Source organism: Victivallis sp. Marseille-Q1083, assembly GCF_903645315.1.
Classification (GTDB): domain Bacteria; phylum Verrucomicrobiota; class Lentisphaeria; order Victivallales; family Victivallaceae; genus UMGS1518.
Genome location: NZ_CAHJXL010000001.1, coordinates 1,670,540 through 1,683,168, shown reverse-complemented (window position 1 = coordinate 1,683,168; position 12,629 = coordinate 1,670,540). Strand labels below are relative to the sequence as shown.

16 protein-coding genes are annotated in these 12,629 nt (G+C 52.0%); 13 read left to right on the top strand and 3 right to left on the bottom strand.

The window, feature by feature from the left end:
• Position 1: 1 nt before the first annotated feature.
• The 3 genes from HWX74_RS06790 to HWX74_RS06780 are packed head-to-tail and all read right to left on the bottom strand — an operon-like array spanning position 2 to position 1,488.
• Positions 2-400, bottom strand: a complete 399-nt coding sequence (locus HWX74_RS06790; protein WP_217704879.1) for a YraN family protein — start codon at positions 398-400, stop codon at positions 2-4.
• A gap of 2 nt (positions 401-402) precedes the next feature.
• Positions 403-975 (bottom strand): YeeE/YedE thiosulfate transporter family protein, encoded by a 573-nt coding sequence (locus HWX74_RS06785; protein ID WP_176012827.1) that lies wholly within the window; start codon positions 973-975, stop codon positions 403-405.
• A 12-nt stretch (positions 976-987) separates the two neighbouring features.
• Positions 988-1,488: a YeeE/YedE thiosulfate transporter family protein gene (locus tag HWX74_RS06780; protein WP_176012826.1), complete on the bottom strand. Its 501-nt coding sequence runs from the start codon at positions 1,486-1,488 to the stop codon at positions 988-990.
• A gap of 156 nt (positions 1,489-1,644) precedes the next feature.
• Between HWX74_RS06780 and HWX74_RS06775 the strand changes: the two genes are divergently transcribed.
• The 13 genes from HWX74_RS06775 (at position 1,645) to HWX74_RS06715 (ending at position 12,613) form a co-directional block, all read left to right on the top strand.
• Positions 1,645-1,992, top strand: a complete 348-nt coding sequence (locus HWX74_RS06775) for a hypothetical protein (protein WP_176012825.1) — start codon at positions 1,645-1,647, stop codon at positions 1,990-1,992.
• 80 nt (positions 1,993-2,072) lie between these two features.
• Positions 2,073-3,941 carry an amino acid permease gene (locus HWX74_RS06770; RefSeq protein WP_176012824.1) on the top strand — a complete coding sequence of 623 codons (1,869 nt, stop codon included), beginning with the start codon at positions 2,073-2,075 and terminating at the stop codon, positions 3,939-3,941.
• 15 nt (positions 3,942-3,956) lie between these two features.
• Positions 3,957-4,466, top strand: coding sequence for a DUF2062 domain-containing protein (locus tag HWX74_RS06765; protein ID WP_303048091.1), 510 nt, complete (start codon positions 3,957-3,959; stop codon positions 4,464-4,466).
• 27 nt (positions 4,467-4,493) lie between these two features.
• Entirely contained in the window at positions 4,494-5,522 is a 1,029-nt protein-coding gene (locus HWX74_RS06760; protein WP_176012822.1) for a D-alanyl-D-alanine carboxypeptidase family protein, read from the top strand.
• A gap of 111 nt (positions 5,523-5,633) precedes the next feature.
• Positions 5,634-6,005, top strand: coding sequence for a hypothetical protein (locus HWX74_RS06755; protein WP_176012821.1), 372 nt, complete (start codon positions 5,634-5,636; stop codon positions 6,003-6,005).
• 26 nt (positions 6,006-6,031) lie between these two features.
• Positions 6,032-6,439, top strand: a complete 408-nt coding sequence (locus HWX74_RS06750; RefSeq protein WP_176012820.1) for a DciA family protein — start codon at positions 6,032-6,034, stop codon at positions 6,437-6,439.
• Positions 6,440-7,030: 591 nt separating this feature from the next.
• Entirely contained in the window at positions 7,031-7,675 is a 645-nt protein-coding gene (locus tag HWX74_RS06745) for an SIS domain-containing protein (RefSeq protein WP_176012819.1), read from the top strand.
• The gene (gene uppS / locus HWX74_RS06740; RefSeq protein ID WP_176012818.1) at positions 7,662-8,378 is read left to right on the top strand and encodes a polyprenyl diphosphate synthase; all 717 of its coding nucleotides are present in this window, start codon (positions 7,662-7,664) and stop codon (positions 8,376-8,378) included. Before HWX74_RS06745 ends, uppS begins: the two co-directional genes overlap by 14 nt.
• 18 nt (positions 8,379-8,396) lie before the next feature.
• The gene (locus tag HWX74_RS06735) at positions 8,397-9,248 is read left to right on the top strand and encodes a phosphatidate cytidylyltransferase (RefSeq protein ID WP_176012817.1); all 852 of its coding nucleotides are present in this window, start codon (positions 8,397-8,399) and stop codon (positions 9,246-9,248) included.
• 11 nt (positions 9,249-9,259) lie between these two features.
• Positions 9,260-9,742, top strand: a complete 483-nt coding sequence (locus HWX74_RS06730; RefSeq protein WP_176012816.1) for an Lrp/AsnC family transcriptional regulator — start codon at positions 9,260-9,262, stop codon at positions 9,740-9,742.
• Positions 9,702-10,907 carry an aminotransferase class I/II-fold pyridoxal phosphate-dependent enzyme gene (locus HWX74_RS06725; protein WP_254872304.1) on the top strand — a complete coding sequence of 402 codons (1,206 nt, stop codon included), beginning with the start codon at positions 9,702-9,704 and terminating at the stop codon, positions 10,905-10,907. Before HWX74_RS06730 ends, HWX74_RS06725 begins: the two co-directional genes overlap by 41 nt.
• Positions 10,908-11,018: 111 nt before the next feature.
• Positions 11,019-11,810 carry a GNAT family N-acetyltransferase gene (locus HWX74_RS06720; protein WP_176012815.1) on the top strand — a complete coding sequence of 264 codons (792 nt, stop codon included), beginning with the start codon at positions 11,019-11,021 and terminating at the stop codon, positions 11,808-11,810.
• Positions 11,811-11,878: 68 nt separating this feature from the next.
• A complete protein-coding gene (locus tag HWX74_RS06715; protein ID WP_176012814.1) occupies positions 11,879-12,613 on the top strand; it encodes a 1-acyl-sn-glycerol-3-phosphate acyltransferase in 735 nt (244 codons plus the stop codon).
• The last annotated feature ends 16 nt before the right edge of the window (positions 12,614-12,629 follow it).

Sequence of the window (12,629 nt, the reverse complement as noted above, 5' to 3'; positions counted from 1 at the left end):
TTCATTTAATGACGGCAAATTGACTTGACCAGTAATTCGGCCAGTGACGGATGTCGACCAAACGACGGCGATCAAGGACAACCTCCACCAAATCAAAACGATAAACTAGATTCGGCTGACCGATCCGGCGAAAATAAAGTTCACCGGCACGGAAATTGCGCTGCCGTTGACGGCTGGAGAGATTGGCGGCCGGCCGCCGATTGCCGCGGTGCCGCCGGGTTTTTACTTCGACGAATACCAGCGTCATGCCATCCCGCATCACCAAGTCCAGTTCTCCGCTGCGGCAGCGCCAGTTGCGGGTCAACAATTCCAGCCCTTTGACGGTCAGCAGCTTTGCCGCCAATCGTTCTCCGCGCCGGCCGAGCTGCAGGTGACGGGCCCGGCCTTTTGGCAACGCCAAAGTCATTCTTCGCTGTCGGTTCGCAAGCAGAAATGCACCAATACCAGCAAAATGACCGCAATACCGGCCACCCAGAGCACCGGATTGCCAATGGACAAAAAAGTATCCGGAACGGCGGTCGAAGCCAGCGGCTGCGACCGGTCGAAAGCGGCAGAAAAAAAGTGTTCCAGAATGCTGACGACCGGAATGGCCAGCAACATGCCAATCAAGGCCCAGACCGCGTAAAGCCGGCCGGCCGCCAGATTGGCCAGAGAAGTAACCGGCGTCATCGCGCACAGCGCGAAACCAATGCCGCTGACCGCACCGCCGATCAAGGCGCCCCAGAAATAACCGGGACGGACATGCTCGCCGACCCAGCCGAACTGATGGGCAAAGTAAAACAGAATCACTCCGGCGGCAATCGCCAGCAAAATGGTCTTCAACAGCCGCGGACTGCGCAATTTGATCAAATCAAGGCAGCTTTTGCGCCAGATGAGATCCGACTTGATCAAAACAAATCCGAGAACGATGCCGAACAGGATGGCGGCTCCCAGTCTGGCATCCCCGGACAATGCTAACGGTGCGTTGGCAAACATTTTTTTCTCCCCCTACTTTTCCGCCGAACCGGAATGTTGTTCAAAAAGCAGTGACAAAATCAAAGCGACGACGAAAAAAACGACCAGATAAATCCAGGCCCCGGCCGACAACTGGATCGCGGCGGCATACTGGCCGAAAAGGGTTTCTCCGGCCAACTGGGAGCCGAGCATCACCAAAAAACCGCCGATGAAACTGTAAAGAATCGTTTTGACGAACTTGGCGCCGAACCCCTTCTGATCATCGAAAAAAAACTGGAATTTCCAGTTTCCCGAACAGAGCGAGCCGGCCAGCGCTCCGATCAGCAAACCGATCAAAATGCCGTTCTGCCAATCCAATCCCGGCAGAGAGCCGATCGCCTTTTCTTCGATCGCTTCGGAACAATACCCGGAAAAAGCCACGGCCGCATCACTCATGCCGAGTACGTCGTCGAACAGATACAATCCCAGCACCGCCAGAAGCGGCAACAGCAATCCGGAAATGTAAAAAGGCCATTTTCCGGTCAAAATCTTCATTTCGTTTCCTCCAGACAAACCAGCATTCACGTTTTATTTCGATCTTCCTCTAAAATGTAAACCATCTTGATTTTTTTTCAATACTTTGCCTTTTCAACATTGTAAATTTTTGATTCCGGCAATACCTTATCAGCGTTTAAAATCAGGATGTGACGAATGCGTTTTTTTCTGCCACTTTTTATTACATTATTCTTTTGGATGTCCGTCCCGGCGGCAGATGACGGCAGCCGAAACAAAGTTTTTTCCCCAACCCTTTCCGATTGTGTCGACGGTCATTTCTATCCGCGGCACCGTTCCCAACGGCAAAATCAACTGATCGCACCGACTTCGCCGCGCCAATGCGGCGACAAGCAAACCAATCATGATCTTTCGCTGCCGCCAGGCGTCGATTCCTTCGTTGCCCTTCCGGTTTCGAACGAAGAAAGGACAACCTTCTTCCCTCTTTTTCCCGTCATTTTCCGCTGTTGCGGCAGTTGGGTGAGAGCTGGTCCCGCCATTTGCTGAAGCCGTCATTTTTCCGTCAAAATCATCATTCAGCTTTATAATGAAGCAATTATCGAAATAGCTTCAGGAAAGATTCCAGTATGCCAGAAACCAAATTGCAAAAACCGCTCGGCGGCATCGACGTCTTTTGTATTTCCGCCGGCGCGATGATCAGTTCCGGAATTTTCTTACTTCCAGGCCTGGCGTTTTCCCACATCGGCCCGGCCATCTACATTGCCTACATCCTGGCGGGCATTTTCGCTTTTCTGGGGACGCTGGCCACCATCGAACTGGCAACCGCCATGCCGCTGGCCGGCGGCATCTACTATTATATCGAACGCAGTCTGGGGCCGATGGTCGGCACGGTGTCCGGATTGCTGAACTGGTGCGCCATCGCCTTCAAAACGGCATTCGCCATTTTCGGCATGAGCGAAGTGATGTATCAACTGTTCGGCGGCATTCCGGAATGGTGGGCGGTCGGTTTGACTCTGGTCTTCGTCGGCGTCAACCTGATCGGCACCCAGGCGGCTGCCTGGATGCAGTTGATCATGGTCATCTTCCTGTTGGGAATCATGGCGGCCTTCATCGTCGGCGGCGTGCCGGAACTGCGGCCGGGGCGTCTGACACCGCTCTTCCTGGAGGACAAAGGCTGGAGCGATGTTTTCATCATGGCGGCTTTCGTCTTTGTCGCGTTCGGCGGCCTGCTCGATGTGGTCAGCATCTCCGAAGAAGTGCGCAATCCGCGGCGGAATTTGCCGTGGGGCATGATGCTGGCTCTGATCGTCGTCACACTGTTTTACGGACTGATTCTGATTACGTTGATCGGCATCATGGAGCCGGAAGTGCTTGCCAAATCTTTTACGCCGCTGGCGGACGCCGCTAAAATTTATTACGGTAAAACCGGTTTCTGGGTATTGACCATCGGCGCCCTGATGGCCTACATCACCACTGCCAACGCCGGCATCATGGCGGCGGCCCGTTATCCTTTCGCCCTCAGCCGCGACAAGCTGATCCCGAGAATGTTTCGAAAAGTGTACGGAAAACGCCAACTGCCGATCCCGGCGATCCTGTTGACCGGCGCGCTGGTCGCGGTCGTGCAATTCATGGATGTCAACGAACTGGTCAACGCCGCTTCGACCGTGGTGATGCTCTCCTATGTTTTGACCAACCTGGCAGTCATCATTCTCCGGGAAAGTGAAATACTGAACTACCGTCCTTCCTTCCGAATGCCGTGGTATCCGATTCTGCCGCTGTTCAATCTGGCGATTTTCGCCGCTCTGATCCTGGCGATGGGGGTGACGGCAATTCAATTGTCTTTGCTGATCATCGGCATCGGTTTGTTATGTTACTTTGTTTTCGGGCGGAAAGTCAATCTGGAATTTGCCCTGCTGCACCTGCTCGGACGATTGAGCCGGAATCGAATTGATTCCCACGGTCTGGAAAGCGAACTGCGCGATATCATCCGCGAACGCGACGGTCTGATTCGGGATGATTTCGATTGCCTGCTGGAACAGGCTCCGGCCGCCATCATCGAGGAAAAACTTGAGATGAACGAACTATTCGACCGCCTCAGCAGTTGGATCGCCCCAAAACTGCAGTTGAACGAAGCGGAGCTGGCCGAACGCTTTAAGCAGCGGGAAGAGGAATCCTCCACCGCCATCACTCCGGATGTCGCCGTTCCCCATCTGACCGTACAGGGTAAAAATATTTTCAAGCTTTACCTGATCAAGTGCACCGAAGGAGTCTCTTTCGGCAGCGAATATCCGGAAATCAAAGCCGTTTTCGTATTGCTCGGCTCACCGGATCAGCGCAACCGCCATCTGCGCACGCTGGCCGCCATCGCCCAATTGATTCAGAGCCGCAGCTTCGACAAACGGTGGAACAAAGCCCGAACGCCGCAGCAATTGAACGATGTGCTGCTGCTCGGCCATCGCAGGCGTCAGGCGGAAACCCCAGTTCCGCAAACTTGAAAAATCAATGTTTTTATGCGCAAACCCGCTTTAAAAAAATACTTCAGGCATTATTATTATAAAGTCGTCATGGATCGCGGCACTCCGGAATATATTGCCCGCGGCTGGGCACTGGGCGCGGCGGTTGGATCAATCATTCCGCTCGGCGGACAATTGCTGGTGTCGATTCCACTGTCTTTTTTGCTGAAGGGCTCCAAAATCGGCGCGACGCTCGGTACGTTTCACACCAATCCGCTGACGATCTGGTTCATTTATCCGGCACAATGCTGGATCGGCAATAAGTTGATCGGCGGAAACCTGACTTATCAAGCGGTGGAAGCGGCGCTGGATGATCTGATTCGCCATAAAAATTATCCGGCGCTGCTGAAATTGAGCGGCGAAGTGATCGCGTCCTTTTTCACCGGCGGTATTCTGCTGGCGCTGATATTGACGCCGATAGTCTATTACGTTGTCAAATTTCTGGTCATCCAGTATCGGAAACAAAAAGAATTGCGCAAATTGAGACGCAATCGAAACAGTATTTAGTCTTTTTTCCTGAGGAGTAGTAATTCGATGAACAAACTGTTGGAACGCCTGGCCGCCACCCCCGCCTGGCGTACATTCGGAATCGTCCTGGCGGCAGTTCTGGGCATTCATTTGATCGTCCTGGTGATTTTTGTCAGTTGCAACAGCCGGATACCGGTGGAGCAACTGCCTGCCGATGCCGGCCAGGCTGGCCGGGAAACCGAAACGAAGACGCCGCATACTCCGGGTCCGCCCGGTATCTTACCGTTGCCGCTGGATTACACCAAAGCGGTCAAGGGCGACTTAAACAACTGGTATGAAAGCAAGCAGGTGCAGTCCGGCATCCTGCTGGAAATCGGCAACCGCCGGGTTCTGTGGGAAAAAGCGGCCGATCAACCGGTCCCGATCGGGCCGATCGCCAGATTGATGACCCTGTTGCTGACCTTTGAAGCGATCGACGGCGGTTCGCTGACGCTGGACGATACCATCGGCGTCACCAGTGCCGCCACTCAAATCGGCGGCACTAAAGTTTACCTCAAAGTCGGCGAAAGCTTTCCGCTCCGTGACCTGATCAAAAGCGCGGCAATCCGCGGCGCCAACGATTCCACTTATCTGATCGCCTGCAGCCAGACGGACGGCGACGAAGAAAAATTCGTCGAAAAAATGAATTTCCGGGCGGAAGATTTGAAGATGGTCAATACGAAATTCCTCAACTCTCACGGCCTGCCGGTATCCGGCAAAGAGAGTGTCAGCACCGCCGCGGACCTGGCTGTCCTGGCGGCCCAACTGCTGAAATATCCGCAATTGCTGGAGTGGACCGGAACCAAACGGGACTATTTCCGGGCGGAAAACAATCCGGCCCGCCAGACAATGACCAATTTCAACAATCTGGTAGCGGGCGGTTTACCGGGCGTCGACGGGCTGGCCACCGGCAAAAGCAATCTTACCGGCTACAACGTCGTTTTCAGTTGCACCCGCAATGGACGTCGTTTCGTCGGGGCGGTAATGGGCGTTCCCGATTACAAAGACCGCGACAAGTTCGTCAAAAAATTGTTGGAATGGGCGGAAAAACAATAAAAAACGGCTTTTTATGGAACGAATATTGTTTTTCCAAAATCCGACATATATATTTAATTGTTTTACACACGATAACAGAAGGGTTGGCTGACTGAACAGCAAGATTTGGTTATGAAAAGATTAGTAATTGCGGCTCTAATGCTTACGATTATTTTTGGTATTTTTCCGTCGCAGCCGAAAGCAGAAGCAATCGACCCGGTGACGATCGCAATTCTGACGCCGATCGCCATTAAAGCAGCCAAAATCGCCGCGCCGTACGTCATTCGCGGCCTGATCAGCGGCGGTAAAGGCATGTTGCTGATGGGCGGCAATATTCTGGAAATTTTGTTGCTGCCGTGGGGAGCGCTGCAATGTACCGTCGGCGTCCCGTTCGGCATGTTCGGCCACGGTATGAGCAATGTCATTCAAGGCGGCATCGCACCGTTCAAACTGGCCTGGAACTCCCTTCTGCTGCCGATCCGTTTCTTCGGGGTCGGCATATAGCCGCTTCGTCAGGACAGGAAACGCCGATGGTTTTTTTCAACAAACGAGGAAAATTACGGATCGTCAGCGGTTTGTTGCGGGAATGGTATGGCGACGAACGAGCCAGCCGGGAAATGAGCGTCCATTGCCCGCCGCCCCGGGAACTCGGAGAAGTCGCCGAACAGCTGGTCGCCCAACTGCTGCCGCAGGAAAGCCGTGACGCGATGAACCTGGCTGTCCTCTGGCCGCAGCTGGTCGGCAAACAACTGGCCGCCGTCTCCAATTTCGTCGGCTTGAAAAAAACCGTCGTCACCATTGAAGTAACTCATCCGGTCTGGCTGCGGGAATTCAACGCATTGAAAAAAGTATTGATCACCAAAATCAACACCCAATGCCAGCGGGATATTTGCCGGGAATTGCGTTTTATTCCAACCGGCGGCCGTTACCAAAAGTAATTGCCGCCGCTTCGCCAGTTCCGTCAAATCATCGTCTTATTCCCGTCATACCGAATTTCCCGCAAAAACTCTCTGATTCAGATACCAAAGGGTATCTTGCTGCAGGAAAAGGCAATTCCTCAAGGAAAAGTGCGAGCGTAAAAAAAACTAACGAAAGGTTTTCCCTGCTCGTCGCCGGCTTTTGCATAACGACGTTTTATAGCCGCACTCTCAGATAAAAGCCGGCTTGCAAAAAAAACAATTCTTTTTTTATTGACAGGCAGCTTGTGAAAGATATTTTTAATTTCCTGTTAATAAAATGTCATTATTTTTACTCAACCTGTCATACGCAGGTTTCTTTATGACTTTATCGACAGACTGTCATTTTCGAAACAAGCTCAATTTTTACGGATATTAACATTATTAACAAGCTATATTGATATTGAAAATTTTCCTATAGATAAATTACTCTTTCAATACGCCCTGTTAAAAACCCGGGCGCTTCCAACGAACGACAGGACGGAAAACCATTGAAATGGCAAAAATGGTTTTGTAAAAAACAAAATTTATTGTAAGGTATGTTACGTGTAAAATACAAGAGGGCCCTGGGGGATGACAGCTTCGGAACATATTGAACAATTGATGAAACGCCGGCCGGAACTGGCCGGTTGCCGGGAAGAATTGATTTCGGCGATTGCTCTATTGGTTGAGACGTTTTCTTCCGGGCACCGGTTGTTTTTGTGCGGCAACGGCGGCAGTTGTGCCGATGCTGAGCACATCGCCGGGGAATTGCTCAAAAGCTTTTTGTTACCGCGCAGTTTGCCGGAGAGTGACCGGCGGCAATTCAAGCAGCGGTTCGGGGAGCGGGGGGAAGCGGTCGCCGCCAGATTGCAATGCGGTTTGCCGACGATGACGCTGCATGGCCATCCGGGATTACTGACGGCGTTCGCCAACGATGTGGATCCGTACAATATTTATGCCCAGCAGCTATATGTATTCGGCAATGCCGGCGATTTGTTGCTCGGCATTTCCACCAGCGGCAATGCCGAAAATGTCGCCAGAGCGATGATGACGGCCCAAGTAAAGTCGATTAAGACGCTGTTGTTGACCGGAGCGGACGGCGGCCGATGCGCTTCTCTGGCCGATCTGGTCATTCGGGTTCCGGAGCGGGAAACCTACCGGATTCAGGAGTGTCACCTGCCGATTTATCATATGCTGTGTCAGGCGGTCGAGGAGCATTTTTATGGGACGAGATGAAAAAATGCCGCGCCATGTCGCCATCATCATGGATGGCAACGGCCGCTGGGCGGAGCGACACGGCTTGAAACGGGTGGATGGTCATCGGCGCGGCGCCGGGCGGGTGTTCGAATTGATGGAAACGGTGGCGGAGCTGGGAATTGAGTATCTGACGTTGTATGCGTTCAGCACTGAGAATTGGAAGCGTTCTCCGCTGGAAGTCCAGGCGCTGATGGAGTTGCTGGAAGAGAGTTTGAATGCCAAACTGCCGCTGATGATGGAAAAAAATGTCCGTTTGAAAACGATTGGACGGACGGAGGATTTGTGGCCGGGAGTCCGCGCGGCTTTGTTGAAGGCGGTGAAGGTGACGGCCGACAATACCGGCGGAACGTTGGTGCTGGCGCTGAATTATGGCGGCCGGGCGGAAATTGTCGATGCGGCCGGGCGGATTGCCCGGGCGGTGGCGAGAGGCGAATTGAAGCCGGAATCGATCGATGAACCGTGTTTTCGCCGTTTTTTGTATGATCCGGAATTGCCGGATCCGGATTTGATGATTCGAACCAGCGGCGAGTTGCGGTTGAGTAATTTTTTATTATGGCAGTTGTCGTACGCCGAATTGTATGCCACTGATATTTTGTGGCCGGATTTTGACGGGACGGCATTGAAAGAGGCGGTGGCGGCATTTGGGCGGCGGGAACGCCGGTTCGGCGGCCGGAAAAAATGACGGGGGAATAAGCGAGCGATGTTCAAGTATCGGATCATCAGTTTTGTCGGCTTGTTGGGAATTCTGGCCGCCGCTTTTTTGTGGCGGGAGGGCGGCAAATATATCTTTACCGTTCTGGCGGTCGGCGGCGCCTTCGGTCTGGTTTATGAAGTCGGCGGCCTGTTGGAGCTGATCGGTATTGTCTCATTCAAGAAGTCGACTGCCCTGGCGGCGGTATTGCTGGTTTTGGTTACGGCGATGAACTACCTCGATCGCTGGATTTCAGTGACGGCTTTTGTTTTATTGTTTTTTATTTTTCTGGCCGGTTGGGCCGGATTGCTGTATCGCGACAACCGGAAGTCGGCGATCCGGCAGTTGATCAATTCGCTGGGGATGCTGCTGTTGGTCATTTTGCCGGTATTGCCGCTGGTGGCGTTGTACGATGATGACTGGAGCCGCGGAATCTGCGGCGCCGGATTGATCTATCTGGTGCTGGTGACCAAGGCCGGCGATACCGGTGCGTACATCGTTGGGATGCTGAGCGGTAAATTATTGCCGCACGGCAATCATAAAATCGTTCCGAAGATCAGTCCGAAGAAGTCATGGGAAGGGACGATTGGCGGCTTGCTCTGTTCGGTTGCCGTGAGTTTGGCGTTCTTTTACGGCAACTTCAATCTGGTGGCGACGCTGTGGGGCAGTTTATTTTTGGGAATTGTACTGTTTTTCGGCGGTTTTGCCGGCGATCTGACGGAATCGGCTTTGAAGCGGACTTGCGGTGTCAAGGATTCCGGAGCGATCATTCCGGGAATGGGCGGTATTTTCGATGTGCTGGACAGTTTCATTTACAATGGAATTATATTCTTTTTTATCAAGGCGTTGTTTGTCGTATGAGAGAGGAAGCTATGAAGGAAAAAATTATACAGTTGCTGGCGCAGAACGCCAGAATCGATACCAAAGAGATCGCTGCGCGTTTGAACATGACCGATGAAGCAGTGTGTAGTTGCATCGCCGAATTGGAAAAAAATGACGTGATCAAAGGGTACAAAGCGATCATCAATGAAAACATTTACCATAGCGACATTGTGCGCGCATTGATTGAGGTGAGGGTGACGCCGCAGCGTGACGGCGGTTTTGATACAGTCGCCCGCCGGATCGCGAAATTCCCGGAGGTGATCGATCTTTACCTGGTTTCCGGCGGTTATGACTTGCTGCTGGAGGTAAAGGGACGCAGTCTGCAGGAGGTTGCGATGTTCGTCTCCGGGAAACTTTCTACCATTGAAGGGGTGCTTTCCACCTCGACGGCGTTTACTTTGAAGAAATACAAGGAATCCGGAAGGATCATGGATGATGATGAAGAATATACAAGATTGCAAGTCTGTCCGTAAATCGCGGATCGCTGAACATATCGGCGTGTTGCCGAAAAGTGGAATTCGGGAGTTTTTCGATTTGGTGACCACCATCGAGGATGTCGTGTCGCTGGGGGTTGGGGAGCCGGATTTCGTCACTCCGTGGACGGTGCGGGAAAATGCGATTTTTTCGCTGGAGAAAGGACATACCAGTTATACGTCCAATTATGGATTGTTGTCATTGCGCCGGGAAATTTGCAATTATGTGGCCAATGATTACGGCATTGAATACGATCCGGCGACGCAATGCCTGGTGACGGTTGGCGTCAGTGAGGCGCTGGATCTGGCGATGCGGGCGATCATCAATCCCGGTGATGAAATTATCTATACCGAACCGTGTTTCGTTTCCTATCCGGCGGAAATCCGGATGGCGCATGGAGTGCCGGTGGTGCTGGAAACTTACGAAAAGAATGGTTTCGCACTGAATCCGGCCGATTTGAAAGATAAAATTACGCCGAAAACCAAGGCGTTGCTGATCAATTTTCCCTGCAATCCGACCGGGGCGACGTTGAATTACGAACAGATGAAGGAAATCTGCGCGTTGGTCATCGCCAATGATTTGATTTTGATTACCGATGAAATTTATTCGGAATTGACCTATGAGAAGCGTTTGCCGAGTATTGCTTCGATGCCCGGTATGGCGGATCGGACCATCTTTCTGCACGGTTTTTCCAAAGCGTTTGCGATGACCGGTTTCCGGATTGGTTATGCCTGCGGGCCGAAGGATATTATTGACGCGATGATGAAAATTCATCAATATTCGATGATGTGTGCGTCGATCACTTCCCAGGAAGCGGCGTTGGAGGCGTTGCGCAATGGCCGCGGCGAGATGGAGCGGATGCGGGAAAGCTATATGGAACGGCGGAATCTGATCACTGCGAAGTTCAATGAGATCGGCTTGCGGTGCTTGTTGCCGAAAGGGGCTTTTTATGTGTTTCCGAGCATTGCATCAAGCGGTTTGAAATCGCATGACTTTGCCAGTGAATTGTTGAAGAGCGAACGGGTTGCGGTGGTGCCGGGCAACGCTTTCGGCGCCTGCGGCGAAGGATTCGTGCGCTGTTCTTATGCCGCTTCGATGACCGATATCAATACAGCGCTGTCCCGCATTGCCGATTTTCTGGAAAAACGTCCAGTCGTTAGTTAAAACGGAAAAAAACAGGCAAAAAAGATATCACGATTGGAATATTGAGCAAACATCGGTTATTATATCGGCGCTGTGTGTGATTATGATCAATTAAGGGGATTTTTTTGAAGGATGGGTATCAGTAACTTCCGGGACAAACTGTCAGCGATCATCAGACCGTCCCTATTGGCTGAAAGTGACAATTTTATCATCAAGCTGGCAGATAACCGGCAGGAGATTGAGCAGGCACAACAGCTTCGCTATGAAGTTTTTCGGCGGGAACAGGGACGCTTGGAAAGTTGCAACGGCGTCGGAAGCATCGATGTCGACGAATATGATGAATATTGTTTGCATTTGATCGTCATCGATAAGGAAAGCCAGGCCATCGTCGGCACCTACCGGATGCATCCGGGCATGGTGGCGCGAAAAGGCATTGGTTTTTATTCGGAACGGGAATATACGATCCGGGGTCTGGAAAAGATAGCCGATGACGTCATCGAAATGGGACGTTCCTGTGTGGCGGCCGAATACCGCACCGGCGCCGTCGTCAGCCTTTTGTGGGCCGGCATCGCCGAAATCAAGCGGCGCACCGATGCTCAATATCTGATCGGTTGCGTCAGTTTGGAAACGACCGACAGCAAAGTCGGCTGGGGCTTGTATCATTATCTGAAACAGCGTTATGGCGTTTCGGAATTGCTTTCGGCGCTGCCGCATCAGCGTTTTGTTCTGCCGATGTCCGACGGAGAGCTGTCGGATTCCGAATTGATCAAATTTATTCCGCCTTTGTTCAAAGGTTACATTCGCCTCGGCGCAAAAATTTGCGGGGAGCCGGTTCTGGATCATGAATTCGGCTCGATTGATTTTTTCGTCGTCATGGAATTTCGCACTTTGCCGGAGAAATATACCCGTCACTATCGGGTGTGAAACAATAACGGTCATCCAATCTGAGGAGGGAACGGGTGCTCTTTTTTCGAAAACTTTGGCGAATATCTTTGGCTTTCAGTTGGCTGCCGATCGTCGGCGTCTATGCTTTTTTTGTCCATCTGGGTGGTTGGAAAGCGATCAAAAGAGTTTCTTTCGTCACTCGGACCTGGGGGCGCGGTTTAGCCTGGTGTTTTCATTTGAACATTCGTGTTTTCGGAGATTTCAGTCATTTTCAGGGCGGATTGATCGTTTCCAACCATTGCGGTTATCTGGATATTTTGACGCATGCTTCGTTGTTTCCGATTCGTTTTGCGCCGAAGAAGGAGATCAGATCGTGGCCCTTCCTGGGCTGGTATCTCGGGATCAGCCGACCGATCTGGATTGATCGCAGCTCCCGTCAGAAATCACGGGAAGCAGTGGAGAGCTTCCGGGCGACGATGGAACATGGAATTCCATTGCTGGTTTATCCGGAAGGAACCAGCACCGATGGCGAACATGGGCTGTTGCCGTTCAAGTCGACGCCATTCGAGGCCGTCAGCCGCAGCAAATTTCCGATTCTGCCGATATTGACACTTTATCGGCCGACTTCGGACGGCAAATCGTTGTGCTGGTACGGCAATGATGAATTGATGCCGCATGTCTGGCGGGTCCTGGGATATCGTCGGATCGATATCGATGTTCATATTCTGCCATTGATTCAGCCGCAGCCGAATGAAGACCGCAAAGCGCTGGCGGAACGTGTCCATCGGATTATGAATGAGGCTTATTGGAAGTTGAAAAATATGGAAATGACGGAAAAATAACGGAAAAATAACCGGT

Bases quoted from the DNA above. Each gene is read 5' to 3' on its own strand.
- uppS (WP_176012818.1), top strand. From the start codon at position 7,662: ATGGGACGAGATGAAAAAATGCCGCGCCATGTCGCCATCATCATGGAT.
- HWX74_RS06745 (WP_176012819.1), top strand. From the start codon at position 7,031: ATGACAGCTTCGGAACATATTGAACAATTGATGAAACGCCGGCCGGAA.
- HWX74_RS06735 (WP_176012817.1), top strand. From the start codon at position 8,397: ATGTTCAAGTATCGGATCATCAGTTTTGTCGGCTTGTTGGGAATTCTG.
- HWX74_RS06785 (WP_176012827.1), bottom strand. From the start codon at position 975: ATGTTTGCCAACGCACCGTTAGCATTGTCCGGGGATGCCAGACTGGGA.
- HWX74_RS06725 (WP_254872304.1), top strand. From the start codon at position 9,702: ATGATGATGAAGAATATACAAGATTGCAAGTCTGTCCGTAAATCGCGG.
- HWX74_RS06755 (WP_176012821.1), top strand. From the start codon at position 5,634: ATGAAAAGATTAGTAATTGCGGCTCTAATGCTTACGATTATTTTTGGT.
- HWX74_RS06760 (WP_176012822.1), top strand. From the start codon at position 4,494: ATGAACAAACTGTTGGAACGCCTGGCCGCCACCCCCGCCTGGCGTACA.
- HWX74_RS06775 (WP_176012825.1), top strand. From the start codon at position 1,645: ATGCGTTTTTTTCTGCCACTTTTTATTACATTATTCTTTTGGATGTCC.
- HWX74_RS06730 (WP_176012816.1), top strand. From the start codon at position 9,260: ATGAAGGAAAAAATTATACAGTTGCTGGCGCAGAACGCCAGAATCGAT.
- HWX74_RS06770 (WP_176012824.1), top strand. From the start codon at position 2,073: ATGCCAGAAACCAAATTGCAAAAACCGCTCGGCGGCATCGACGTCTTT.
- HWX74_RS06750 (WP_176012820.1), top strand. From the start codon at position 6,032: ATGGTTTTTTTCAACAAACGAGGAAAATTACGGATCGTCAGCGGTTTG.
- HWX74_RS06780 (WP_176012826.1), bottom strand. From the start codon at position 1,488: ATGAAGATTTTGACCGGAAAATGGCCTTTTTACATTTCCGGATTGCTG.
- HWX74_RS06720 (WP_176012815.1), top strand. From the start codon at position 11,019: ATGGGTATCAGTAACTTCCGGGACAAACTGTCAGCGATCATCAGACCG.
- HWX74_RS06765 (WP_303048091.1), top strand. From the start codon at position 3,957: ATGCGCAAACCCGCTTTAAAAAAATACTTCAGGCATTATTATTATAAA.